We start from the raw sequence: 21,463 nt of genomic DNA on the forward strand, positions 1-21,463 counted from the left end.
GCCTGCTGACGAACCGGAAGCTCGGCGACGTCAAGGTCGTCGTCAACGGCGCCGGCGCGGCGGCGATCGCGTGTACCGAGCTGATGAAGGCGATGGGTGTGCGCCACGACCATGTCATCATGTGCGACCGCACCGGCGTGATCTGGCAGGGGCGCGAGGGCGTCAACCAGTGGCAATCCGCCCATGCCGCCGCCACCGATCGCCGCACGCTGACGCAGGCGCTGGTCGGCGCCGACGTGTTCCTGGGCCTGTCGGCGGCCGGCGCGTTGCAGCCCGAGATGGTCAGGGACATGGCGCCCGCGCCGATCATCTTCGCGATGGCCAATCCGGAGCCGGAGATCCGCCCGGAGCTGGCCAAGGCGGCGCGGCCCGACGCGATCATCGCGACCGGGCGATCGGACTATCCCAACCAGGTCAACAACGTGCTCGGCTTTCCCTTCATCTTCCGCGGCGCCCTCGACGTGCGGGCGACGGGGATCAACGACGCGATGAAGATCGCCGCCGCCAACGCCATCGCCGAGCTGGCGCGCGAGCGGGTGCCCGAGGAGGTCGCCGCCGCCTACGGCGTCTCCCACTCGTTCGGGCCGGAATACATCATTCCGGCGCCGTTCGATCCACGGCTGCTGGAGGTGGTGCCCGTGGCGGTGGCCAGGGCGGCGATGGACTCAGGGGTGGCGACCAAACCGATCCTCGATCTCGCCGCCTATCGCCAGGCGTTGCGCGCCCGGCTGAACCCGACCGTGTCGGTGCTGAGCCTGGCCTATGACGGCGCGCGGGCGCGACCCAAGCGGGTGCTGTTCGCCGAAGGGGAGGAGGAGGTGGTGCTGCGCGCCGCCATCGCCTTCAAGGAAGGCGGCTACGGCGTGCCGGTGCTGGTGGGGCGCGACGACGTCTATGACCGGCTGGCGGCCCTCGGCGTCGCCGACCCGCACGATTATGAGCTGCACAACAGCCGCACCTCCGCGCTGATCGGGCGAATGCAGGATTTTCTCTACGCCCGCCTGCAGCGCCGCGGCTTCCTGCGCCGCGACGTCGAGCGGATGATCAACCAGGACCGCAACATCTTCGGCGCCGTGCTGCTGCAGCTCGGCGAGGCGGATGCGATGATCACCGGCATCACCCGCACCTGGGCGCACACAATGCGCGAGGTTAAGCGGGTGATCGATCCCGCGCCGGGCCGCACGCCGTTCGGCATCCACATCCTGGTCGGGCAGAGCCACACGATCTTCATCGCCGACACGACGGTGAACGAGCGGCCGGATCCGGAAGAGCTCGCCGACATCGCGGAGCAGACCGCGGCCGTCGCCCGGCGGATGGGACACGAGCCGCGGGTGGCGTTCCTCAGCTATTCCACCTTCGGCAACCCGGAAGGACAGTGGCTGGAGAACATCCGCGCCGCCGTCGGCGCGCTGGACGCGCGCGGGGTGGAGTTTGAATATGAGGGCGAGATGGCGCCCGATGTGGCGCTGAATCCGAAGGGACGCGCCAACTACCCGTTCGCGCGGCTTTCAGGGCCGGCGAACGTGCTCGTGATGCCCGGGCTGCAATCGGCCAACATCTCGGCCAAGCTGCTGCGCGAGCTGGGCGGCGACGACATGATCGGGCCGATGCTGATCGGCATGGAAAAGCCCGTGCAGATCGCGCCGATGACCGCGACCGCAAGCGAGCTGGTGACGCTGGCGGTGCTCGCGGCGGGCGGCATTGCGCGATAACCGCAACGCACATATTGGCCATCTACATGGTCAGGAAGTGGCGATGCGAACGGCGAGCGCAGCGGAAGCCAAGGCTCGGTTGAGCGAATTGCTCCAGGCCGTCCAAGCAGGCGAGACGGTGTCGATCACGCGTCGCGGCCGCCCGGTGGCGCGGCTGGTCGCCGAGAAGCCCGCGAAGAAGCCGATCGACATTGAGGCGCTCCGTCGGTTCGCCGCCGCCATGCCGTATCAAGAGGAGGGCGCGGGCGACTTCTTCGAGATCGCCTCGGCCCTGGGCATCAAGACACGTCGCGGCGAGCTGAAGAAGCACCAGGCGGATGAGGCGATGACGCGGTGCCGCGACATGTTAGCCGAGAGCGCCGACCTGTTACCTGTAGGGGGTAAGGAGTGCCGTGCGGCGACCGGCGATGTGGAACGTACCGCGTTGCGGGCGGCCGACGCGCTGCACCTCGCCATCGCCGCCCGGTTCGACGTGGCCGTCGTCACGCTCGACCGGCGGATGGCGGAAGCGGGGCAGGCGCTCGGGCTGGCGACGCGCCTGCTCGCCTGACCTCACGCGTCGATGCTGGTGCCCGCCGCCGCGTTGACCAGTCCGCCATCCACCACGATCGTGTCGCCGACCACATAATCGCCTGCGCGGCTGGCGAGGAAGATCGCGGCGCCCGCCATGTCCTCGTCGACGCCGATGCGCCTGGCGGGGATGCCTTTCGCCACCTCGTCGCCATGGTCGCGCGCCGCGCGGTTCATCTCGCTGGCGAAGGCGCCCGGCGCGATCGAGGTGACGTTGATCGAGTCCTGGATCAGGCGGGCGGCGAGGCGCTTGGTCAGGTAGATCAGCGCCGACTTGGACGCATGATAGCTGTAGGTCTCCCACGGATTGAGCCGCAGGCCGTCGATCGAGGTGATGTTGATGACCTTGGCCGGGCGCGCGGCCGAGCCGGCCGCCTTGAGCGCCCCGTGCAGCGCCTGCGTCAGGAAGAAGGGCGACTTGACGTTCAGGTCCATCACCTTGTCCCAGCCGCTCTCGGGGAACTCCTCGAACGGCACGCCCCAGGCGGCGCCGGCATTGTTGACGAGGATGTCGAGCCTGGGCTCCTGCTGGCCGAACCGCTCGGCCAGCGCCTTGCAGCCGTCCACCGTCGAGACGTCCTGCGGCAAGGGGATGCAGTTGGGGCCGAGCGCGGCGGCGGTGTCCTCGCACGCCTGCGCCTTGCGCGACGAGATGTAGACCTTGGCGCCCTGGGCGATGAAGCCGGCCGCGATCATCCGGCCGATGCCGCGCGAGCCGCCGGTGACGAGCGCGACGCGGCCGTCGAGGCGGAACAGGTTGGTGGTGTCCATCACGATCTTCTCCTTTGACCCTCTCCCTGTTGGGGAGAGGGTGGCTGAGCACAGCGAAGTCGGGTGAGGGGTGCGTGATGGCCCCTCGCCCTGGCGCTTCGCGCCTGTCCCTCTCCCCTGGAGGGAGAGGGCTGATTGTTATCCGCCCCGCTTCAGCGTTTCGCGGGCGATGATGATCTGCTGGATCTGGCTGGTGCCTTCATAGATGCGGAACAGGCGGACGTCGCGGTAGAGCCGCTCGATCCCGTAATCGGCGATGTAGCCGGCGCCGCCATAGATCTGCACCGCCTTGTCGGCGACGCGGCCGACCATCTCGCTGGCGAAATATTTGGCGGCCGCGCTCTCCAGCACGACGTCCGCACCGCGGTCCTTCGCGACCGCCGTCTCCAGCACCAGTGCGCGGGCGGCGAGCGCCTCGGTCTTCATGTCCGCGAGCATGCCCTGGATCAGCTGGTGCTGCGCGATCGGCTGCCCGAACTGGCGGCGCTCGGACGCATAGGCGACACTGTCGGCGATCAGCCGCTCGGCGACGCCGACGCATACCGCCGCGATGTGGAGCCGCCCACGGTCGAGCACGCGCATCGCGATCTTGAAGCCCTCGCCCTCCGCGCCCAGCCGGTTGGCGGCGGGCACGGGCGTATCGTCGAAATGGACGTCTGAGACCTTGGCGCCTTTCTGCCCCATCTTCTTCTCGGGCTCGCCGAGCGTCACGCCCGGCAGGTCGCGCGGGACGAGAAAGGCGGAGACGCCGCGGCCGCCGGGTTCGTCGCCGGTGCGCGCCATGACGGTGAAGAGCTGCGCCTTGTCGGAGTTGGTGATGTAACGCTTCGTGCCGGACAGGCGATAGACATCGCCGTCGCGCACCGCGCGCGTCTTCACGCTGCCGCTATCGGAGCCGACATCGGGCTCGGTCAGCGCGAAGGAGGTGATGATCTCGCCCGACGCGATGCGGGGCAGCCATGCCGCCTTCTGCGCGGGCGTGCCGGCCATCACCAGCCCCTGGCTGCCGATGCCGACATTGGTGCCGAAGGCGGAGCGGAAGGCGGGCGTGGTGCGCCCCATCTCGATCGCGACGCGGCACTCCTCCGTCATGGTGAGGCCGAGCCCGCAATACTCCTCGCCGATCGACAGGCCGAACAGGCCGAGCTCGCGCATTTCGCGGAGGACCGCGTCGGGGATGGCGTCGTTGGCCTCCACCTCCGCCTCCAGCGGGCGCAGCCGCTCGGCGACGAAGCGGCGCACCGCGTCCACCAGCGCATCGAACGTGTCCGGATCGAGGGCCATGGCCGGCTGGTAGTGGGACGCGACGGGGCGGGCAAGCGGCGGCGGACCGGCTTTTCCAATCCCGGCCGATTGACCCGCGTCGGGGCCAAACTATGGCTTCGAACCGAGAGGAACGGCGATGAGGTTCGAGGGCAAGCGCGCGATCGTGACGGGCGCCGCGTCGGGAATCGGCCGCGCGACCGCGCTCCGGCTGGCCTACGAAGGCGCGGCGGTGCTGATCGGCGACATCGACGCGGCCGGCGGCGAGGCGCTGGCGGCAGAATCAGGCGGCCGCATCGCGTTCCAGCGCACCGACGTGACCGAGCCGGCCGAGATCGAGGCCCTGGTGCGCACCGCGATCGACTGCGGCGGCCTCGATCTCATGGTCAACAACGCCGGCGCGGGCGGCGCGCGCGAGACGATCGGCGCGATCGCGCCGGCGGATTGGGACCGCACCCAGGCGCTGCTGCTCCGCTCGGTGGCGATGGGCATCCGCTACGGCGCGCCGGCGATGGCCCAGAATAATCGAGGGCGCGGCGGTGGCGCGATCGTCAACGTCTCGTCCGTGTCGGCACTCGGCTCGGGCTATGCGCCCGTCGCCTATTCGACCGCCAAGGCGGGCGTGCTGCACCTGTCGCGGCTCGCGGCGGCCGATCTGGCGAAGGACGGCATCCGGGTGAACGCGGTGGTGCCGGGCTTCATCGTCACCAACATCTTCACCCGCCACCTGGGCGTGCCGGACGAGCATCGCGACGCCGTCCAGCAGGCGATCGCCGGCAACGCGGCCAAGGCGCAGCCGGTACCGCGCGCCGGGCGGCCGGAGGACATCGCGGCGGCGATCGCCTTCCTGCTGTCCGACGATGCGAGCTTCGTCACCGGCACCCACATCCTGGTCGACGGCGGGCTCACGCTGGGCACGCGGGCGAGCTGGGATCCCGACGCCCCGTCGCTGCTGTCGACGCTGGAGCAGTTCCGTTGAGCAACGTCCTGCCGTCCCAGCGGCGGCTGAGCCGTGGCGTCATGGCGGCATACGGCTTCGGCGCGGTCGCCTATGGCGTCAAGGATTCTGGTTTCGGTACCTTCCTGCTGCTGTTCTACAATCAGGTCATCGGGCTTTCGTCGACGACCGTCGGGCTGGTCATCATGGCGGCGCTGCTGATCGACGCCTTCGTCGATCCCGCGGTGGGCTTCTATTCGGACCGGACGCGGACGCGCTGGGGGCGGCGGCATCCGTGGATGTATGCCTCCGTGCTGCCGATCATGGCGGGGTGGCTGCTGTTGTGGAATCCGCCGGGCGGCGCAACCGCGACGACGCTGATCTGGCTGTTCGCCTGCGCCGTCGTGGTCCGCAGCGCGGTGAGCGCATACGAGGTGCCGTCGGTGGCGCTGACGCCCGAGCTGTCGACCGACTATGACGAGCGCACGCGGATCATGGCGTGGCGCTACCTGTTCGGCTGGGCGGGCGGGCTGGCGATCGGCCTTGCGGTCTACCTGTATTTCCTCGCGCCGACCCAGGACTATCCCAACGGCCTGTTGCGGCGCGCCGGTTACCAGCCGTTCGCGCTGGCGGGCGCGCTGTCGATGGGGGCGGCGATCCTGGTCTCCGCGCTCGGCACGCACCACGAGATCCCGAACCTGCCGAACCCGCCGGTCGTGCGCCAGACGCTGCGCGAGAGCTTCCGCGAGCTGCGCGAGACCACGCGCAACCGCGCCTTCGCGATCCTGATGGCGGCGGGGCTCGCTGCCTACACCATGCAGGGCGTGGCCTATGCGCTCTCGAACTTCCTCAACATCTATGTGTGGGGCTTCAAGGGCATGCAGCTGGTGGCGATCACCTGCGCGTCGTTCGTCGGCGTGCTGATCGCCTTCGGTCTGGCGTCGACGCTCGGCCGGCGCGGCGACAAGGGGCGGACGGCGATGGTGGCGGTGCTGCTCGGCGCGGCGTTCGCCAGCACGCCCTATTGGCTGCGCTTCGCCGGCCTCTACCCCGTGCAGGGCAGCCCGGCGCTGCTGCCGACCTACATGGTCACGGCGGTGCTCTCGATCGCCTGCAACGTGACCGGTTTCATCCTCGGCGCGTCGATGATGGCGGATGTCGTGGAGGATTCGGAAAGCCGGACGGGGCGGCGCTCGGAAGGGGTGTTCTTCGCCGGCTCCTTCTTCGTGCAGAAATGCACGTCGGGGATCGGCATCTTCCTGGCCGGCCTGATCCTCGGCGCGGCGGGGTTCCCCGCCAAGGCGGTGCCGGGGCACGTGCCGCTCGCGGCGGTGGACCGGCTGACGCTGATCTACAGCTGCACCTATCTGGCGATGGCATGCGTCTCCGCCTTCTTCTTCGCGCGGTTCCCGTTCGGGCGCGCCGAGCACGAGGCGCGGCTGGCCCGGCTCGCGGGGGACCCGGCCGTAGACGCGGCGCCGCGCCAGCCTGCCTGATCGGCGAGTCGCGGGCCGGCTCTTCGCTTCACCGCTGACCGGTTTCGGTTCATCGCCGGGTCAGGAAGGCGGGTGATGCCAGCCCGGCGGCTCGTCGGCTCGGCGAAACGATTCATCGCCAATGACTTGGGCGTCGGCGACGCGCCGCCTAGCGAGGATGGCGACAGCGGCTTCTGAGCCCGGGGGTTCAAGAAAATGACACGTTTTGCAGCGCGTTTTGCGCTGGCGGCTTCGTGCGCACTAGCGCTTGGCGGCTTTGGAGCGGCGCCCGCCTCGGCCCAGTTCTGGCAGTGCGTGACGTTCGCACGCTCCGTGTCCGGCATCCAGTTACGCGGCAATGCCAATACCTGGTGGGGTCAGGCCGCCGGCCGCTACGAGCGCGGTCATGCGCCACGTGTCGGCGCCGTGCTGGCCTTCGAGGGCACGCGACGGATGCGCGTCGGCCATGTGGCGATGGTGTCGGCGGTCGTCAGCGACCGCGAGGTGCTGCTGACCCATGCCAACTGGTCGCACCCCGGCCGGGTCGAGACCGGCGTGCGTGCGGTCGACGTGTCGGCGGCGGGCGACTGGACGCAGGTGCGGGTGCAATATGGCGCCGCGATGGGCACCTCGAGCTACCCGACCAAGGGCTTCATCTATGCCGACCACGCACCGGCGGCGGAGGCGCTGGCCGCCGCGACGGCCGACGGCGCGCAGGGTTAGGCGGCGGCGCCAGGCTTGAAGGTCATCGCCACGCCGTTCATGCAATAGCGTTTGCCGGTCGGCTTGGGGCCGTCGTCGAAGACGTGGCCGAGGTGACCGCCGCAGCGGCGGCAATGGACCTCGGTTCGCTCCATCAGCAGCGACTTGTCGGACCGGACCGCCACCGCGTCGGCGAGCGGCGCCCAGAAGCTCGGCCAGCCGGTACCGCTGTCGAACTTGGTGCGGCTGGAGAAGAGCGGCAGGGCGCAGCCCTTGCAGCCGAAGGTGCCCGCGCGATGCTCGGCGTTGAGCGGGCTGGAATAGGGTCGTTCGGTGTCCGCTTGGCGGAGCACCTGATAGGCCGCGGGCGCGAGCCGCTTGCGCCACTCGGCGTCGGTGTAGGTCACCGGATAGTGCTCGGCCGCGCGCGCCGATCCGCTGCGGCAGCCCCACAAGGCGGCACCGGCGATCGCGGTAGCGGAGACGGACATCAGGTCGCGGCGGTCGATCACGGGCGAAGGCTCCGAACGGGCATACCCCCATATAGGGTGTGCGCCGCCGGGGGGGAGAGGGTGAGGCGGGAACAGATCCCCGTTTCGGGGGATCGGGGTCGGTGCTCGGCGGAGGCGGGCCAAGCCTTCGCCGTTATCCACGACGGCCAGAACATCCGTCATGTCGGCCTCGTGCCGGCATCCACGCCAGATCTGGCCCGATGTGCAGATCCCAAAGCCGACGTTCGGGCCAGCCCTGAAGTGGGCTCCGGCACAAGGCCGGGGTGACGGCAGGCTCAATATCGACTGATCTGCACCGGCAGCTTGCGGTAGCCGTGGACGAAGCAGGCGGCGACGCGCGTCGGTTCGCCGACCAAGTTCACGCGCATCCGGCGCTTGGCCATCTCCTCCAGCAGGATGCCGATCTGCAGCTCGGCCAGGCGTGCGCCGACGCAGCGATGGATGCCGTGACCGAAGGCGAGGTGCCGGCGCGCGTTCGGGCGATCGACGCGGAGCACGTCGGCATCTTCCCCGAACACGCTCTCGTCGCGATTGGCGGAGATGTACCAGAGCGCGAGCTTGTCGCCCTCCCTGATCCGCTGCCCCATCAGCTCGGTGTCCTGCTTGGCCGTCCGCCGCATGTGCGCGAGCGGCGTCTGCCAGCGGATGATCTCCTGCGTCGCGTTGCCGATCAGCGCGGGATCGGCCTCCAGCCTGGCGCGCTCCTCCGGAAAGAGATCGAGGCCGTAGACGGCGGCGGACATCGAATTGCGGGTGGTGTCGTTGCCGCCGACGATCAGCAGGATGAGATTGCCGATGAACTCGAAGTGATCCATCTCCGCCATCGCGTCCGAATGGACCATCATCGAGATGAGATCGGGCGTCTGCAGCTTCCCGACCTTCTGGTTCCAGAGATCCTGGAAATAGGCGCCGCACTCGTACATATGTTCGAGCCGCTTGGCGCGCAGCTCGTCGTTCTTGACCAACTCGATGTCGCCCGCCCAGTCGGACCAGAAGGTCAGCTTGCGCCGGTCCTCCCACGGAAAGTCGAACAGGATCGCGAGCATCTGCGTCGTCAGCTCGATCGCGACGGTATCGACCCAGTCGAACTGTTCGCCCCAGGGCAGCGCGTCGAGCACTTCGGCGGTGCGGCGGCGGATGTCCCCGCTCATGCGCGTCATCTCGCTGGGCGTGAAGGCGGGCGCGACGGTGCGGCGCTGGGCGGTGTGGACGGGTCGGTCGCGCGCGATGAACATCGGCATCTTGACGTCCGAGCCCTCGATGAAGTCCGCCAGCGTGATGCCGCCAGCCTCGGACGAATAAAGGTCGGGAAGCGATTCGACTTCGACGATCGGCTTGTAGGCGGAGACGGACCAGTAAGGGCCGAACTCGCTGTGCTCGCAGCGATGGACGGGCGCCTCGGCGCGCAGTTGCTTGAACGGCGCGTGCCAGGTGTCGTCCCGGTAAAGCTCGGCGCGGCTGACATCGAGCGGGTCGATCGCGGGGGTCTGGCTTGTGTCGGGGGCGAGGGTGGCCATGGCTTGCTCCTTGGCCGGCATCAACGCCTAACTGACATGAATGTCAATTACTCGCGGGCCGCCGTCGCCACCATCTGGCGCTCCCGGACTGCAGCACGCCGCGGCGGAAGGCCCTCGCGCCCAGCGTGATGGAGATCGTGACCCAGAGCAGCTGCCAGGCGAGCGCCGCGACATGCGGCGCGAGCGCAGGCGAGCTGGCGGCATGGCCGGCCATGGCGAACGAGGAGGAGAGCGGAAACAGCTCGACCGCCGTCTGGAACCAGCTACCCGGATGCGCCTCCGCGGCGACCGCCAGGCCGAACATGCCGACCTGGGTCAGCGTGACCGGCAACGAGAGCAGCTGGATCTCGCGCATCGTCGTCGCCTGCGCACCGATGCCCAGGAACACCGAGCCGAGCAGCAGGAAGGCGGTGGCGAAATAGGCGGCGAACAGCAGCGCGAAGACGGGGCCGCCGACCGCCGGGGTCAGCTCGTGCAGCGCCGCCGCGAAGCCGGGCGAGGCCATCGCGCCGAGCTGGCTCAGCACCGTACCCCAGAAGGCGATGAACAGCACCGCCACCCCGAACATGCCGAGCAGCTTGCCCAGGAACACCGATTCGAGCGGCACGGCGGCGGCGAGGATCTCGATCACCTTGTTGTTGCGCTCCTCCGCCATCGTCCCGATCACCTGGCTGGCGAGCAGCAGCGTCAGGAAGAAGATGCCGAGCGAGGCGAAGAAGGCGGATTGCCGCCGCCCGCCCTGCGAGGAGGCGGCGCGCTCGACCGATGTCCGGATCGGGGCGACGACGGGCAGGCGGCCGCCGAGCGCCTGCGCCGCCAGCGTCTCCTGCGCAAGCAGCGTCAGATAGTCGGCGGCGCGGCCGCCACGCGCGGCGGCGAGGATGTGCGGGCTGGCGAGCGGGCCGTAGAGCACGGCGACGGCATCATATTCCTTCGCCCGAAACGCCGCCCGCGCCTGCGCCTGCGCGTCACCCGTCGGGCGCAGCGTGGTCAGTCCCGGTGGCGCGTCCTCGTCGCGGCGGAAGGCGGCCCGCAGCCGCGTGTCCGCTTCGGCGATCGGGCGGGCGAGCGCCGCGGGGACGATCGCGATCACCCGCGCCTTGTCGGCCGAGCCCTGCGCGACCGTGGCCGCGCCCAGCCCGCCGACCGCGCCGAACGACCCGGTGATGAGCGGGGCGAACAGGAACAGGAGGAAGATCGGTGTGAACACCGTCGCGATCAGGTCACGCCGGGCAATGGTGAGCGTCTGCCGGATGGTGCGACGGAGCCTGCTCATCGCGGCTGCTCCGCCGCGTGCTCCGGCCCGACGATGCGGACGAAAGCCTCGTGCAGTCGCGGCCGCTCGATCGACAGGCCGGCGATGCCATGGCCGGCGGCGAGAAGGCGGGCAACCAGCGCCTCGATGCCGTCGTCCGGCAGCTCGAAGCGCCAGCCGTCACCCTCGCGCGCGGCATCGGACGGGAGCAGGCCGCTCAGCTCGGCCGCCGTATCGCGCGCGGTATAATGGACCCGCTGCGGCAGGGTGGCACGCGCCTCGTCCACGGTGCCTTCGAACCGCCGCCTGCCGCCGGCGATGATCGCCAGCCGGTCGCACAGTCGCTCGGCATGCGCCATGACGTGGGTGGAGAAGAGCACGGTCGCGCCGCGATCCCGCTCGCCGACGATCAGCGCCTCCAGCCGCTCCTGGTTGACGGGGTCGAGCCCGGAGAAGGGTTCGTCGAGCACCAGCAGGTCGGGCTGATGCACGACCGAGCCGAGCAGCTGGACGAGCTGCGCCATGCCCTTCGACAGCTTCCTGATCTTGGTATCGACGGCGTGGCCGAGCCCCGCGGCCTCCAGCAAGGTGGCGGCGCGGGCGCGGCCGGCGCGCCAGGACAGCCCGCGCAACGCGCCCATGAAGGCGATCGCCTCGCGCGCCTTCATCGCGGGGTAAAGCCCGCGCTCTTCGGGCAGGTAGCCGACCCGGTCGCTGGCGTCGCGCGGGTGCGGACAGTTCAGCAACGTCCGCTCGCCACCGTCCGGCTCGATGATGCCGAGCAGCATTCGCAACGTCGTGGTCTTGCCCGCGCCGTTCGGGCCGAGCACGCCGTAGATCGTCCCGCGCGGCACCGTCAGATCCAGGCCGCGCACTACCTCGCGGTCGCCGAAACGCTTGACGAGGCCGGTGGCGGTGACCGCCCTGTCTGAACTCGCCACCCGACCCCCACGCTGCGCTCCGCGTCGAAGCGGCTCCTGGCGGGGCGTGGGTAAAGGAAGGGCGACTCCGCGGCAAGCGGCCCCGTGGAACGTCCGATGGCCGACGGACGTTGCAGCCCGACCACCTCTGTCGCAAAGGGCTCACGTCATGCTTTGGACCGTCGTCGTCATCCTCATCGTGCTGTGGCTGCTGGGCTTCGCAGTCCATATCGGCGGCGGGTTGATCCACCTGCTCCTCGTGGTGGCATTGGTGGTCGGGCTGATCCAGCTCTTCTCGGGTCGGCGCGCCGTCTAGCGCGCTTCGCGTCGACGGGTGAGCGCGGCAACGCAGCTCGCCCGATCGATGGCGCTGCCGTCCGGTTCCCGCGCGTCCAGATAGGTGACGCGTGGCTCGGCGTTGCCCTGCGGGTAGAGATAGGCGTCGAGTACGCAGATCGAACTGCCATATTGGAGTTTGCGCGCGAGGCTCTCGTGCGTGTCGGCGTCCGGCTCGCCGAACAGTTTCGCCAGGCCCGCCGCGTCCTGGCCGAGGACGCGCTCAAGGCCGACCGGCGTGTAGGTGATCGCGACGTTGCCGGGACTTCGCGGCCGCCCGGTCCCGCCGGTTGGGCCCGCGCAGCCGCTCACCACCAGCAGCAGGGCTGCGCTCATCAGATGGTTTCGCATTGCGCCAGGGTATCGCCCGCCCGACGTGGCCGCTAGAGGCTGCGGCTTTCCTAGCCGGAGCCCACCTTGACCCAGCCTCGTTACGACGTGGTCGCGATCGGCAACGCCATCGTCGACGTCCTTGCCCCCGCCACCGACGCGTTCATTACCGAGAACGGCATGACCAAGGGGCAGATGCAGCTGATCTTCTCGCCCGACGACGCCGATGCGCTTTATGCGAAGATGGGCGCGGGACAGGTGATCTCCGGCGGATCGGCGGCGAATACGGTGGCGGGCATGGCGCGGCTGGGCTCGGCCTGCGCGTTCATCGGTCAGGTCGCGGACGACGAGCTGGGGGACGCCTTCGCGCATGACATCCGCGCGGGCGATATCCGCTTCGATGTCGCGGCCCGGCCGGGCCAGCCCACCACCGGGCGCTGCCTGGTGCTGGTGACCCCCGACGGGCAACGGACGATGAACACGTTCCTGGGCGCGTCTCACTTCCTGCCGGCCGAGGCGCTGGACCGGGCGCTGATCGCGGACGCCGCCTACCTGTATATCGAGGGCTATCTGTGGGACCCGGAGGAGCCGCGCGCGGCGATGCGGGCGGCCATCGCGGTCGCGAAGGAGGCCGGGCGCAAGGTGGCCTTCACGACCTCGGCCGAGTTCGTCATAGACCGGCACCGGGCGGACTTCCTGCGGCTGATCGACGACGGTCAGGTCGACGTGATCTTCGCCAACGAGGCCGAGCTGGTGGCGCTGACCGAGGCGACGGACGTGGAGGCGGCGATCGCGCGGCTCGCGCCGAAGGTCGAGACGCTGGTGGTGACGCTGGCGGAGAAGGGCGCGCTGGCGGTCGCGGGGGGCACGCGCGTGACCGTGCCGGCCGAGCCGGTCGCGGCGGTGGTCGACACGACGGGGGCAGGCGATCTGTTCGCCGCCGGGTTCCTGCACGGCCGGACGCACGGGCTGGACCTGGAGCGCTCGCTGCGGCTCGGCGCTATTTGCGCGGCCGAGGTGATCGGCCATGTCGGCGCGCGGCCGGTGGCGGACCTGAAGGCGCTGGCCGCGCAGGTGCTGGGCTAACGACGCGACCGCCGGGCGCCCGGCCGGGTGTCACCGCCGCGTCAAGGCGGCGGCCGGGCGACCTGTGGCTGCAGATCGGGATCACCCAAGGGCGTCTGCCACGCCCCGGCCGACATGGGACCGGCTGCGGCTATAGAAGAAGTAGATCAGCAGCCCGATCGCGCCCCAGCCCGGCAGCACCAGAATGGCGGTCAACGGGAGCGAGAAGTACAGGCCCAGGCAGCCGATGATCGCGAGCGGCGCGACGATGTACACCGCCGGCGTCCGAAACGGCCGGTTGCGGCCGGGATCGGTCCGCCGCAGCACCATCACCGACACGGCGACCATCAGGAAGGCGAACAACGTTCCCGAGTTGGAATAGTCCGCCAGCTTGCCCACCGGCAGGAAAGCGGACGCGACCGCCGCGCCGATCCCGGTGACGACGGTGACGACGTGCGGTGTGCGGAAGCGCGGGTGGATCGACGCCAGCCGCTCCGGCAGGAGGCCGTCACGCGCCATGGTGAAGAACACGCGCGTCTGCCCGAACATCATCATCAACACGACCGACGGCAGCGCGAGCACCGCCGCCAGACCGACCAGTCGACCGACACCGGGCCAGCCGATCGTCGCCAGCACATGGACCAGCGCCTCCTTGGAGCAGACCAGCGGCTCGACAGCGCCCCCGGCGACGATGCCGGCGCAGCGCCCCGCCAGCTCGGGCGAGCCGGGCGACAGCGCCACGCCCGCGTCCATGACCGGCTGCGCGCCGATCGCGCCGATTGCGCCGGTCGCGACGAGCAGGTAGAAGATCGTGCAGATGCCCAGCGATCCGATCAACCCGATCGGGACGTTGCGCTGCGGGTTCTTGGTCTCCTCCGCCGCGGTCGAGACCGCGTCGAAGCCGACATAGGCAAAGAAGATCGACGCCGCCGCCCCGAACACGCCCGCCGTGCCGGTCGGCAGCAGGGGATCGAAGTTGCTCGACTTGAGGACGGGGATGGTGAGGATGACGAACAGGGTCAACGCGGCGATCTTGATCGCGACGAGGACCGCGTTGACCCGCGCGCTCTCGGTCGTGCCGACCACCAGCAGCCAGGTGACCAGCCCGACGATCAGGACGGCGGGAATGTTGATCCAGCCGCCGACGGTCATCGCCGTGGCGAGATCGGTGCTGGGCGCGGCGCCGAACGCGACCGCGGCGTGCGCCATCAGCGCATCCGCATTGCTGATCGCGGCGGGAATATGGACGCCCAGCCCCGCCAGCAGGCCGGCGAAATGGTTCGACCAGCCCACCGCCACCGCGCTCGCGCCGACCGCATATTCGAGGATCAGCGCCCAGCCCACCATCCAGGCGAGCAGCTCGCCCGTCACGGCATAGGTGTAGGTATAGGCGGACCCCGAGACCGGCACCATCGAGGCGAGCTCCGAATAGCAGAGCGCCGCGACCGCGCAGACGAAGCCGGCGACGACGAACGACAGCAGCATGCCCGGGCCCGCCTTCTGCGCGGCCTCGCTCGTCAGCACGAAGATGCCGGTACCGATCACCGCACCGATGCCCAGCATGGTCAGCTGGAAGGCGCCCAGCGATCGTTTCAGGCCCTTGGCCTCCGCGGTGGCGAGAATGGCATCCAGCGGCTTTACGCGATCGAAGATCATACGCTCTCCCGGGATCGCGACCGGCCGGCGCTCCCATGCGGGGAGCCTAACGGCCCCGCGCCCCTGCGCAATCCCTTTAATCGGCGCGACTTGGCTGACGGATCAGCATCGGCCCGAGGGGATGGCCGCCGAACAGATGGACGTGGAGGTGCGCGACCTCTTGCCCGGAATGCGGCCCGACATTGGCGAGCAGCCGATATCCCGGCTCGACCAGGCCCAGCGCGCGCGCGACCTGGCCAACCGCGCGCACGAAACCGGCGATCTCCGCGTCGGAGGCCTTGGCCGAGAAATCGTCCCACGAGACGTAAGGCCCCCGCGGGATCACCAGGACGTGCGTCGCCGCCTGGGGCGCGATATCGTGGAAGGCGACCGCCCACTCGTCCTCATGGACCCGCCGCGAGGGGATCTCGTCACGCAGGATGCGGGCGAAGAGGTTGGCGGAATCATAGGGCAGGGTGGCGTCGATCGGCATGAGAGAGTCCTCGGCGGGTCGTAAGAAGGTCGAATTCTTCCTACTTCACGCGCCGATCGGCGGCGCGAGGAGCGGGTTGGGCGCAGGTGCGGCACCCGCAAGACCTTGCCAAGGCCCCGGCGCTTAGCGAGCGCGGCGTCACCTTGCGTTCAGTCGGGCGACGATGAGGTCTCGTCGCTCGACCAACAGCTTCGGCGAGACCCTTAGAAACCGGCGAATGCGGCCTTAACGACTGGCCTTTTCGTCCAGCCCCGACATCCCCTCCCGCCGCGCCAGTTCGGCCCGCACGTCCTCCGGCGTCAGCCCCGCGTCGGCGAGGAGGACGAGGAGGTGGTAGAGGAGGTCGGCGGCTTCGGGAACGATCGCGGCGGGGTCGTCGCCCATCGCGGCGATCACCGTCTCCACCGCCTCCTCGCCCAGTTTCTGCGCGATGCGGGCGCGGCCGCGGGCGAACAGGCCGGCGGTGTAGGAGCTCTCGGGCGGCGCGGTCCGACGCGATTCGATGGTGCCGAACAGGCGGTCGAGGATGTCGTCCATGGCCGATGCGCTGGCGCAAGGTGGCGCGGGGGTCAATCCCGGCGGAAGCGTCGGCGCAGCGCGCGGCGGACGAGCCAGACGGCGAGCGCGGCGGCGAGGAACAGCGCGAGATCGGACAGCGCCGGGCCGGTGCGCGGGTGGACGATGCCGCTGTGGCCGGAGTCGGTGGTGGTCGCCGTCATCTACCCTCGTCATCCCGGGCTTGACCCGGAACCCGCTGCCCTGATCCGCGCGAAAAGCGGGACCCCGGGTCAAGCCCGAGGTGACGGAGATAGCGCGCCCGGCGTTACGACCCGGTTAGCGATCACCCGCACCCTTCCGCCGTGCTGACGCCGAGAGGGTGAGGGTGATTAGAGCGGCCGCCGGACCGGCACCCCGGCGGCGGCCAGCGCGCGATGGGCGTCGGCGACGCTCGCCTCGCCGAAGTGGAAGATGCTCGCCGCCAGCACCGCGGAGGCATGGCCCTGCGTCACGCCGGCGACGAGGTCGGCGAGGCCGCCAACGCCGCCCGACGCCACCACCGGCACCCTCACGCGATCGGCGACTGCGCGGGTCAGCGCGAGGTCGTACCCGTCGCGCGTGCCGTCGCGGTCCATCGACGTGACGAGCAGCTCGCCCGCCCCGAGCTCCGCCAACCGGACGGCGTGCGCCACCGCGTCCAGCCCCGTCGCGCGGCGACCGCCATGGGTAAACACCTCCCACCGCCCGGGGCCGGTCTGGCGGGCGTCGACCGAGGCGGTGACGCACTGGCTGCCGAACCGCTCGGCGATTTCCGCCACGATCGGAGGATGGGCGACCGCGGCGGAGTTGACCGCGACCTTGTCCGCCCCCGCCAGCAGCAGGGCGCGCGCATCGTCCGCCGAGCGCACGCCGCCACCCACCGTCAGCGGCATGAAGCACACCGCGGCCGTGCGCCGGACGATGTCGACGAGCGTGCCGCGGCCCTCATGGCTGGCGGTGATGTCGAGGAAACACAGCTCGTCGGCGCCGGCGGCGTCATAGGCGCGCGCCTGCTCGACGGGATCGCCGGCGTCCCGCAGCGCCACGAAGTTCACGCCCTTAACGACGCGGCCGTCCGCCACGTCGAGACAGGGGATGACGCGTGCGCGGACGGTCACAGCCCGCTGGCCACCAGCACGATACCGCACACCATCAGCAGCGGCGCAGCCACGCCGAGGGCGACAAGCGTGATCCAGTGAATGATGCGGCGCCGCTGCGACGATGCCTGGCTGATCGGCGGAGCGGCGATCGCGTCGCTGTTCCATACGTCGACGAATGACAGGGCGGACCATAGCGACAGCAGCACCAGCCCGGCGCCGATCATCGGCCAGTTCATGCCGCCGCCGCAATGCTGAGTGCCGCCGCGAGATCCAGCCGACCATCATACAGCGCGCGGCCGGTGATGACGCCCTCGATGCCGTCCTTAGCATGAAGCGCGAGGAGGTGGATGTCGGCGAGACCCTTGACGCCGCCGGACGCGATCACCGGGATCGTCAGCGCGCGGGCGAGGTCCACCGTCGCCTCGACGTTGCAGCCCTTGAGCAGCCCGTCACGCCCGACATCGGTGAAGAGCAGCGCCGCGACGCCGGCGTCCTCGAAGCGGCGACCCATGTCGATCACCGGCACGTCCGACACGTCGGCCCAGCCCCGCGTCGCGACCAGACCGTCGCGCGCGTCGACCGCGACGACGATGCCGCCCGGCCAGTCGGCGGCGGCGGCGCGGACGAGCGCGGGATCGGTCAGCGCGGCGGTGCCGAGCACCAGGCGCGAGACCCCGAGCGCGAACCAGCGCTCGATGTCGGCGCGGGTGCGGATGCCGCCGCCGAGCTGGACGTGTCCGGGGAACCGCTCGACGATACCGGCGACGGCGATGCCGTTGACGCTCTTGCCCGCGAACGCGCCGTCGAGATCGACGACATGCAGGTGTCCCGCCCCGGCGGCGGCGAAGGCGGCGGCCTGCTCGGCGGGATCGTCGGCGTAGATCGTGGCGCGCGCCATGTCGCCCTCGGCCAGGCGGACGACCTTCCCGGCCTTGAGGTCGATCGCGGGGAAGACGATGAGGCTCATGCGATCCTCCCCGCTCGCGGGGAGGGGAACCGCGCGAGCTTGCTCGCGGGGAGGGGGGACAGTGGCGAGCAGGCCGCCCGGATCGGACCCCCCTCCACCACGCGGTCCCCCTCCCCGTGCCGGGGAGGAGCTAAGGCCGCCATTGGAGGAACCTCTTCAGCAGCTCGATCCCGTAGCGCTGGCTCTTCTCCGGGTGGAACTGCACGCCCAGCACCGTGTCGCGCGCCACGGCGGCGGTGACGGGGCCGGCATGGTCGGTGGTCGCGGCGATGCCTTCGCCGTCCCAGGCATAGCTGTGCAGGAAATACGCCTCGCCGGGCGCGAGCAGGGGATGATCGGCGACGGGCGTGACGTCGTTCCAGCCCATGTGGGGCACACGCGCGCCGGCGTCGGCGGGAGCCAGGCGGCGGACGCGGCCGGGGAGCCAGCCGAGGCCACGGTGTTCGCCATGCTCCTCGCCCGTCTCGGCCAGGAGCTGCATGCCCACGCAGATGCCCAGGAACGGGCGCGCCCGCACCAGCGCCGCCGCGCCGAGCGCGTCCTCCAGCCCGTCGACGCGGCGCAGGTTCGCCGCGCACGCGCCGAACGCGCCGACGCCGGGGAGCACGATCCGGTCGGCCCGGCGCACCGCATCGGGATCGGCGGTGACGACCAGATCGTCGCACCCCGCGGCGCGTAGCGCGTTCGCGACCGAGTGGAGGTTGCCCGACTCTATGTCGATCAGGGCGAGCATCAGTGATTCAACGGGCGGCACGCGGGCGTAAATCCCGCGTGGTCGGCCGGGTGGGCGAAGCCGCCCGTCGGCCGCGCTGGCGCGTCTCGCGCGCCGCGTCGCTGCTCGCGTCCGCGCTGGCGCTTCACAGCACGCCCTTGGTCGACGGCACCGCATCGGCCTTGCGCGGATCGATCTCCACCGCCTGGCGAAGCGCGCGCGCGAGGCCCTTGAAGGCGCTCTCGATGATGTGGTGATTGTTGCGACCGTGCAGCGTCTCGACGTGCAGCGTGATGCCGGCCGCCTGCGCGAAGCTGTGGAACCAGTGCTCGAACAGCTCGGTATCCATCTCGCCCAGCCGCTTCTGCGTGAACTCGGCCTTCCAGACGAGCCAGGGCCGCCCCGAAATGTCGAGCGCGACGCGCGTGAGGGTCTCGTCCATCGGGCTCAGCGCATCGCCGTAGCGGCGGATGCCGCGCTTGTCGCCCAGCGCCCTGGCCAGCGCCTCGCCGATCGCCAGGCCGGTATCCTCCACGGTGTGGTGCTGATCGATGTGGAGGTCACCCTCGGTGCGGATGTGGAGGTCGATCAGCGAGTGGCGGCTGAGCTGCTCGAGCATGTGATCGAAGAAGCCGATCCCGGTCGCCACGTCGTACACGCCCGTCCCGTCGAGATCGACGGTGACGTCGATCCGGGTCTCGCTGGTGTGTCGCTGGACGGTGGCGGCGCGCATCGCGCCGTTCCATAGCGGGCGGGCGGACCCATGCAATCTTGACCGGCCATCAAAGCGCGTTACCCAACGCGCTTATGACCGACGGCATGCCCGACAGCCTGATCCCCTATGACGAGATCGTGCAGGAGGCCCTGCGCGCGGTGGTCGGCCGCGTGCTCGGCTCGGTGGCGGAGAATGGCGGGCTGCCGGGCGAGCATCATTTCTATATCACGTTCAAGACGCAGGGGCCGGGGGTGGACATCCCGCAGCGGCTGATCGAGCGCTTCCCGGACGAGATGACGATCGTGCTGCAGAACCGCTACTGGGACCTGACGGTGGACGAGCAGCGCTTCTCGGTGGGGCTGAGCTTCAACCAGATCCCGTCCAAGCTGGTGATTCCCTATGCGGCGATCACCGGCTTCCACGATCCCGCGGTCAATTTCGAGCTGCGCTTCCAGGCGCAGGAGGATGGCGGGCCGGAGCCGCACGAGCCGGCGGAGAATGACGGCGGCGTGGCGACCGCGCAGCCGGCGGCGGATGGGTCGAACGTCGTCAGCGTGGATTTCAAGCGCAAGAAATAAGCCTCTCCCCAGCTTTGGGGAAGGAGCTCAGCGCTTTGGCCCGGGCCGAGTCGGCGGGCGGCGGCGCGTCTCCACCGTCGGCGGCGTGCGCGGGCCGGTCGGGCGGGGGCGGGGCGGGCCGCGGCGCTCTTCAGGCACGCCGCTGGTGACGGCATAGCCCTCCTGGCGCAGCTTGGCGAAGGCCGCCCGCACGCTGTCCCCGATCGCCGCCTGCACGGGCGCGGGCAGATCGGCGAGCGTGGTGTTGCGGTGGACCGCGCCGACGTCGCGCCACAGCGCGTTGGGCAGGCCGCCCGCGGCCTCCCGCAGCGCCATGGTGGCATCCAGCACGGCGGAGAAGATGATCTCTCCCATCAGATCGGTCGCGGACTTCGGCATGGTGGTGTAACGCCGCGCCGCGCCAGGCGCTCCCGCCGCATGAGGAAAGCATGACCGACACCCGCACCGAAACCGACTCGATCGGGGCCATCGACGTCCCCGCCGCCGCCTATTGGGGAGCGCAGACGCAGCGTTCGATCGAGAACTTCCCGTTCGGGGAGACGGAGCGGATGCCGATCGGGATCGTGCGGGCGCAGGCGATCGTGAAGCAGGCGGCGGCGCGGGTAAACCGCCGGCACGGCCTCCGGCCGGAGATCGCCGAGGCGATCGAGGCGGCGGCCCAGGAGATCGTGGCGGGTCGGCTGGACGACCAGTTCCCGCTCGTGATCTGGCAGACCGGCTCCGGCACGCAGACCAACATGAACGTCAACGAGGTGATCGCCGGCCGTGCCAACGAGGCGCTGGCGGGGGCGCGCGGCGGCAAGAGCCCGGTCCACCCCAACGATCACGTCAACATGAGCCAGTCGTCCAACGACAGCTTCCCGACCGCGCTGCACGTCGCCGCGGTGCTGGCGACGCGCGACGCACTGCTGCCGGCGCTCGACCGGCTGACCGCGGCGCTGACGGAGAAAGCCGCGGCGTGGGACGGGATCGTCAAGATCGGTCGCACCCACACGCAGGATGCGACGCCGCTGACATTGGGCCAGGAGTTCTCCGGCTATGCGGCGCAGCTCGTCAGCTGCAGGGCGCGGATCACCGGGGCGCTGGACGGCAACCTCCGCAAGCTCGCGATCGGCGGCACCGCCGTCGGCACGGGCCTGAATGCGCCGCCGGGCTGGGCCGACGACATGACGGCGGCGATCGCCGACATCGCCGGCACCGCTTTCGAAAGCGCGCCCAACAAGTTCGAGCAGCTGGCGGCCAAGGACGGCCTGGTATTCTATGCCGGCGCGTTGACGACGCTGGCGGTGGCGCTGACCAAGATCGCCAACGACATCCGCTTCCTGGGCTCCGGCCCGCGCTCGGGGTTGGGCGAGCTGTCG

Annotated in this window: 26 protein-coding genes; 9 read left to right on the forward strand and 17 right to left on the reverse strand. The window is 70.3% G+C overall.

The window, feature by feature from the left end; translation table 11 throughout:
* Together ACFE64_RS10550 and ACFE64_RS10555 are read left to right on the forward strand one after the other, a co-directional pair.
* Positions 1–1,712 (forward strand): phosphate acyltransferase (locus ACFE64_RS10550; protein WP_375392420.1); only part of this gene is annotated, 1,712 nt, incomplete at its 5' end.
* A 43-nt stretch (positions 1,713–1,755) separates the two neighbouring features.
* Entirely contained in the window at positions 1,756–2,262 is a 507-nt protein-coding gene (locus tag ACFE64_RS10555) for a type II toxin-antitoxin system prevent-host-death family antitoxin (protein ID WP_375392444.1), read from the forward strand.
* 2 nt (positions 2,263–2,264) lie between these two features.
* Here ACFE64_RS10555 and ACFE64_RS10560 read toward each other — a convergent pair whose 3' ends face one another.
* Positions 2,265–3,053: an SDR family oxidoreductase gene (locus tag ACFE64_RS10560; protein ID WP_375392421.1), complete on the reverse strand. Its 789-nt coding sequence runs from the start codon at positions 3,051–3,053 to the stop codon at positions 2,265–2,267.
* 138 nt (positions 3,054–3,191) lie between these two features.
* Positions 3,192–4,337, reverse strand: a complete 1,146-nt coding sequence (locus ACFE64_RS10565; protein WP_375392422.1) for an acyl-CoA dehydrogenase family protein — start codon at positions 4,335–4,337, stop codon at positions 3,192–3,194.
* A 118-nt stretch (positions 4,338–4,455) separates the two neighbouring features.
* Here ACFE64_RS10565 and ACFE64_RS10570 point away from each other — a divergent pair, with 118 nt between their 5' ends.
* The 3 genes from ACFE64_RS10570 to ACFE64_RS10580 all read left to right on the forward strand — a co-directional run bounded on the left by ACFE64_RS10570 (position 4,456) and on the right by ACFE64_RS10580 (position 7,451).
* Positions 4,456–5,295 carry an SDR family NAD(P)-dependent oxidoreductase gene (locus ACFE64_RS10570; protein ID WP_375392423.1) on the forward strand — a complete coding sequence of 280 codons (840 nt, stop codon included), beginning with the start codon at positions 4,456–4,458 and terminating at the stop codon, positions 5,293–5,295.
* On the forward strand, positions 5,292–6,749 hold the full coding sequence (locus tag ACFE64_RS10575) for an MFS transporter (protein WP_375392424.1): 1,458 nt from the start codon (positions 5,292–5,294) through the stop codon (positions 6,747–6,749). The genes ACFE64_RS10570 and ACFE64_RS10575 overlap by 4 nt, the downstream gene beginning before the upstream one ends.
* Positions 6,750–6,944: 195 nt before the next feature.
* A complete protein-coding gene (locus ACFE64_RS10580) occupies positions 6,945–7,451 on the forward strand; it encodes a CHAP domain-containing protein (protein ID WP_375392425.1) in 507 nt (168 codons plus the stop codon).
* Here the strand turns inward: ACFE64_RS10580 and msrB are convergent.
* The 4 genes from msrB to ACFE64_RS10600 form a co-directional block, all read right to left on the reverse strand.
* A complete protein-coding gene (gene msrB, locus ACFE64_RS10585; protein WP_375392426.1) occupies positions 7,448–7,942 on the reverse strand; it encodes a peptide-methionine (R)-S-oxide reductase MsrB in 495 nt (164 codons plus the stop codon). The genes ACFE64_RS10580 and msrB overlap by 4 nt on opposite strands.
* 275 nt (positions 7,943–8,217) lie before the next feature.
* Positions 8,218–9,459 (reverse strand): cytochrome P450, encoded by a 1,242-nt coding sequence (locus tag ACFE64_RS10590; protein WP_375392427.1) that lies wholly within the window; start codon positions 9,457–9,459, stop codon positions 8,218–8,220.
* 43 nt (positions 9,460–9,502) lie between these two features.
* Positions 9,503–10,735, reverse strand: a complete 1,233-nt coding sequence (locus tag ACFE64_RS10595) for an ABC transporter permease (RefSeq protein ID WP_375392428.1) — start codon at positions 10,733–10,735, stop codon at positions 9,503–9,505.
* Positions 10,732–11,655: an ABC transporter ATP-binding protein gene (locus tag ACFE64_RS10600; protein WP_375392429.1), complete on the reverse strand. Its 924-nt coding sequence runs from the start codon at positions 11,653–11,655 to the stop codon at positions 10,732–10,734. Before ACFE64_RS10600 ends, ACFE64_RS10595 begins: the two co-directional genes overlap by 4 nt.
* A 148-nt stretch (positions 11,656–11,803) precedes the next feature.
* Between ACFE64_RS10600 and ACFE64_RS10605 the strand changes: the two genes are divergently transcribed.
* Positions 11,804–11,950, forward strand: a complete 147-nt coding sequence (locus ACFE64_RS10605; protein ID WP_375392430.1) for a lmo0937 family membrane protein — start codon at positions 11,804–11,806, stop codon at positions 11,948–11,950.
* On the opposite strand, the gene ACFE64_RS10610 is transcribed toward ACFE64_RS10605, so the two are convergent.
* Positions 11,947–12,306 (reverse strand): hypothetical protein, encoded by a 360-nt coding sequence (locus ACFE64_RS10610; RefSeq protein WP_375392431.1) that lies wholly within the window; start codon positions 12,304–12,306, stop codon positions 11,947–11,949. The genes ACFE64_RS10605 and ACFE64_RS10610 overlap by 4 nt on opposite strands.
* Before the next feature lie 81 nt (positions 12,307–12,387).
* On the opposite strand from ACFE64_RS10610, the gene ACFE64_RS10615 reads away from it, so the two are divergent.
* Positions 12,388–13,386: an adenosine kinase gene (locus tag ACFE64_RS10615; protein ID WP_375392432.1), complete on the forward strand. Its 999-nt coding sequence runs from the start codon at positions 12,388–12,390 to the stop codon at positions 13,384–13,386.
* An 81-nt stretch (positions 13,387–13,467) separates the two neighbouring features.
* On the opposite strand, the gene ACFE64_RS10620 is transcribed toward ACFE64_RS10615, so the two are convergent.
* From ACFE64_RS10620 to hisB, 9 genes are all read right to left on the reverse strand, one after another.
* The gene (locus ACFE64_RS10620; protein ID WP_375392433.1) at positions 13,468–15,021 is read right to left on the reverse strand and encodes an amino acid permease; all 1,554 of its coding nucleotides are present in this window, start codon (positions 15,019–15,021) and stop codon (positions 13,468–13,470) included.
* A 76-nt stretch (positions 15,022–15,097) separates the two neighbouring features.
* The gene (locus ACFE64_RS10625) at positions 15,098–15,493 is read right to left on the reverse strand and encodes an HIT domain-containing protein (protein ID WP_375392434.1); all 396 of its coding nucleotides are present in this window, start codon (positions 15,491–15,493) and stop codon (positions 15,098–15,100) included.
* Between the two features lie 225 nt (positions 15,494–15,718).
* Positions 15,719–16,030 (reverse strand): phosphoribosyl-ATP diphosphatase, encoded by a 312-nt coding sequence (locus ACFE64_RS10630; protein WP_375392435.1) that lies wholly within the window; start codon positions 16,028–16,030, stop codon positions 15,719–15,721.
* Positions 16,031–16,062: 32 nt separating this feature from the next.
* Entirely contained in the window at positions 16,063–16,212 is a 150-nt protein-coding gene (locus ACFE64_RS10635) for a hypothetical protein (RefSeq protein ID WP_375392436.1), read from the reverse strand.
* A gap of 168 nt (positions 16,213–16,380) precedes the next feature.
* On the reverse strand, positions 16,381–17,148 hold the full coding sequence (gene hisF / locus ACFE64_RS10640) for an imidazole glycerol phosphate synthase subunit HisF (RefSeq protein ID WP_375392437.1): 768 nt from the start codon (positions 17,146–17,148) through the stop codon (positions 16,381–16,383).
* A complete protein-coding gene (locus tag ACFE64_RS10645; RefSeq protein ID WP_375392438.1) occupies positions 17,145–17,366 on the reverse strand; it encodes a hypothetical protein in 222 nt (73 codons plus the stop codon). The genes hisF and ACFE64_RS10645 overlap by 4 nt, the downstream gene beginning before the upstream one ends.
* Positions 17,363–18,097: a 1-(5-phosphoribosyl)-5-[(5-phosphoribosylamino)methylideneamino]imidazole-4-carboxamide isomerase gene (gene hisA, locus ACFE64_RS10650; RefSeq protein ID WP_375392439.1), complete on the reverse strand. Its 735-nt coding sequence runs from the start codon at positions 18,095–18,097 to the stop codon at positions 17,363–17,365. The genes ACFE64_RS10645 and hisA overlap by 4 nt, the downstream gene beginning before the upstream one ends.
* Positions 18,098–18,227: 130 nt before the next feature.
* On the reverse strand, positions 18,228–18,833 hold the full coding sequence (hisH, locus tag ACFE64_RS10655; protein ID WP_375392445.1) for an imidazole glycerol phosphate synthase subunit HisH: 606 nt from the start codon (positions 18,831–18,833) through the stop codon (positions 18,228–18,230).
* A 121-nt stretch (positions 18,834–18,954) separates the two neighbouring features.
* On the reverse strand, positions 18,955–19,542 hold the full coding sequence (gene hisB / locus ACFE64_RS10660) for an imidazoleglycerol-phosphate dehydratase HisB (RefSeq protein WP_375392440.1): 588 nt from the start codon (positions 19,540–19,542) through the stop codon (positions 18,955–18,957).
* A 74-nt stretch (positions 19,543–19,616) separates the two neighbouring features.
* On the opposite strand from hisB, the gene ACFE64_RS10665 reads away from it, so the two are divergent.
* Positions 19,617–20,102: an SspB family protein gene (locus tag ACFE64_RS10665; RefSeq protein ID WP_375392441.1), complete on the forward strand. Its 486-nt coding sequence runs from the start codon at positions 19,617–19,619 to the stop codon at positions 20,100–20,102.
* Between the two features lie 27 nt (positions 20,103–20,129).
* On the opposite strand, the gene ACFE64_RS10670 is transcribed toward ACFE64_RS10665, so the two are convergent.
* Entirely contained in the window at positions 20,130–20,480 is a 351-nt protein-coding gene (locus tag ACFE64_RS10670; RefSeq protein ID WP_375392442.1) for a hypothetical protein, read from the reverse strand.
* A gap of 50 nt (positions 20,481–20,530) precedes the next feature.
* Between ACFE64_RS10670 and ACFE64_RS10675 the strand changes: the two genes are divergently transcribed.
* A partial coding sequence (locus ACFE64_RS10675; protein WP_375392443.1) for a lyase family protein occupies positions 20,531–21,463 on the forward strand: 933 nt, incomplete at its 3' end.

The organism is uncultured Sphingomonas sp., assembly GCF_964250165.1.
Lineage (GTDB): Bacteria > Pseudomonadota > Alphaproteobacteria > Sphingomonadales > Sphingomonadaceae > Sphingomonas.